The 2,909-nt window shown below is 42.1% G+C and carries 1 protein-coding gene; it reads right to left on the reverse strand.

Going from position 1 to position 2,909, the window contains the following annotated elements:
- Positions 1 to 2,898: response regulator (locus H6S82_RS27110; RefSeq protein ID WP_191057025.1), on the reverse strand; the 2,898-nt coding region annotated here is incomplete at its 3' end.
- Between the last annotated feature and the right edge of the window lie 11 nt (positions 2,899 to 2,909).

Here is a 2,909-nt window from a genome sequence, read left to right on the forward strand (position 1 = left end):
AGTGAGATAATATTGAATAAGTTGAGCCATAACAATATTTTCGTTCCGCAGTATATTAACAAGAGCGTTCATTGCGTCTAGGTCGGCAATATCGATAGCCTGTTTCATATTGGCAACCCATTCGCGGGAAATTTTTGGTTGAGAGGGTTGGTTGTTGATTTGGGAGCCAGAATTAGAACCTTCTTGTTGGCTAAAATTAGATGACTTGGCAGCAGCGATCGCACTGACAATCTTTTGATATTCAAAGTTTTCGGCGTAAGTTCGCAGCGCATGAGCTAAAGCAGTTTCTTGAGATTCAATCTGCTCGATGAGGTTATATATCGTTTCTTCCTCTAGAGTTAAAGAAGCTTCTTCTAATTGTTCCAACCAGGAATGAGGTAGTGTTTTCAAAGCAGAGATATTGATGGATTGGTAAGAATTAGCCTGTCTCAATATTTGGTCTTCTTCATAAACAAACTCTACTCCTAAATGCTCGGCTAATTTCTCGAAAATGACTGATTCTTGAATGGGTTTGCAGACAATATCATCGCAACCCGCCGAGAGCATAATGGGTTTTTGTTCTTTAAAAACACTAGCGGTGAGGGCAATAATTATGGTTTTAGTAGCTGGTGGCTGGGAAGTGGGGGAAGCATTATGTAGATTTTCTGCTGCGCTTTTGCTTACCCCCTTTCCCGCACTCCCGCTCTCCTCACAGGCCCATTTTTGCTGCGCTTTTGCTTTAATTTCTTTGGTAGCTTCGTATCCATCCATCACCGGCATTCGCATATCCATCCAAATTAGGTGAGGTTGGAAGTTTTCCCAAACTTGAATTGCATCTTTACCATTGATTGCTTGTCTAACTTCAAAATCCATACCCAGGAGTAACTGCACTAGCAATTGACGGTTGCTTTCTTTATCATCCACTACTAAAATGCGGTAGCGAGGTTGGTTTGGGGCTAGGGCGATAACGCGGCGATTGTTTTGTTGGGGTTTAATGAAAGTTTTTTCAATTGCGGTGGCTTGAATGTCAAATTGGAAAGTTGTTCCCTGTCCAATTTGAGAGTTTACTTTGATGTCACCGCCTAAAAGTTGGACGTATTTGCGGCTGATTGCTAAACCCAAACCCGTCCCTTGTCCGGAAACAATTCCTGCTTGAGTTTGTACAAAGGGATTGAAAATGCTATTGATTTCTTCGGGAGCAATGCCAACTCCGGTATCATCTACTACAAACACAAGTCGAGATGTATTCGTTATTGATGGCGATGAACTATCAACTTTCACCTGCATCGTCACAGTGCCTTTATTTGTGAACTTGATCGCGTTACTGAGAAGGTTAATTAATACTTGACGAAGCTTGAGGCGATCGCTTCTGATAAACTGGGGAACATCCGCAGCAAAATCAAACTTTAACTCTAAACATTTAGAGTCCGCTTTGAGTAAAAACATTTCTTCTATTTCCCACAGCATTTCCTTAAGGTCGAATTCTGTTTCATTTAAATCGGTGTGTCCGGCTTCAATTTTTGAGATATCTAAAATGTCGTTGATTAAATTGAGTAGATGTTCGCCACTGCGACCGATAATGGCGATATTTTCTTTTTGTTGATCGTTGAGATTGCTGTCGCGACTTAGCAGCTGTGCAAATCCTAAAATAGCGTTCAGGGGTGTTCGCAACTCGTGGCTCATATTAGCTAAAAAAACGCTTTTAGCTTGGGAAGCTGTAACTGCCGCTTCTTTTGCCAGTAAAAGTTCTGCTGCTGTATTTTTGAGAGGGGTAATATCTTGAATTTGGGTGACAAAATAAAGCGGTTGTTCTCGATTGTCGCGGACAAGAGAAACGCTGAGCAACCCCCAAACAATGCTTCTGTTTTTGTGTAAATAACGTTTTTCTATATGATAGGAAATAATTTCTCCATTTAATAAATTTTCTTGCGATTTCCAATCTATATTGATGTCATCTGGATAAGTAATTTCCTCAAAGTTGAACGACAGTAATTCCTGCTTTGAGTAGCCGAGCATTTGGCAAAGTGAAGAATTAACTTGCATAAATTTCCCTGTCGGTGACACCAAACACATTCCGACAGCGGTATGATCGAAAGCTTTACGAAATTTTTGCTCGCTTTGGCGTAATGCGATTTCTGCTTGTTTGCGATCGCTGATATCCAAGACAGTGCCAAAAAGTCGGATAACTTGCCCAGCGGAATTAAAAATCGGCTCTCCGGTTGTCTCAAAGTAGCGCAATTGACCGTCGCTTCGCTTAATGCGGAACTCAAATTGGTAAGCTAACCCATCGGCGATCGCGCGAGCGGTCGTTGTTTGAAATAGCTCTATATCGTCTGGATAGATCAGCTCGTTAAATTCGGTATGGCTTGGTTCGGATCGATCGGGAGCGAATCCAAAAATACGGAAAGTTTCTTCTGACCAAGTTAATTTATTAGTAAAAATATCCCATGACCAACTGCCCAGATGGGCAATTCTTTGCGCTTCGGCTAATTGTCGAGAGGTGGTATGCAAACTTTCTACTGTTTTTTTGAGGGCTTCTTCCGTAGCGATGCGAACCTCAATTTCTGTTTGCAGTTGTTGATTGCGCTCTTCTAATTCTTGTTTCAGCCTTTGGTTAGCGAGTCGCACTTCTATTCTGGCTAGGACTTCTTCCGGTTGAAACGGTTTGGTAATATAGTCTGCTGCGCCTAGTTTAAACGCTTGCAGCAAATCCTCTTTTTCGTTGCTAGCTGTGAGAAAAATAATCGGAATTTCGCACAATTTGGGGTCAGCTTTCAACTTCTGGCAAACTTGCAATCCGTTCATTCCCGGCATCATTAAGTCTAGTAAAATTAGGTCGGGTTGGGCAGTTTGCACTCGTTCCAAAGCTTGCTGTCCGCTGGTGGCGAAAGTGGTATCGTAGCCCGCATTTTCCAGCATCTCGCCAATCA

The sequence above is a fragment of the Planktothrix sp. FACHB-1355 genome, assembly GCF_014748295.1.
Classification (GTDB): Bacteria; Cyanobacteriota; Cyanobacteriia; order Cyanobacteriales; family Aerosakkonemataceae; genus Aerosakkonema; species Aerosakkonema funiforme_A.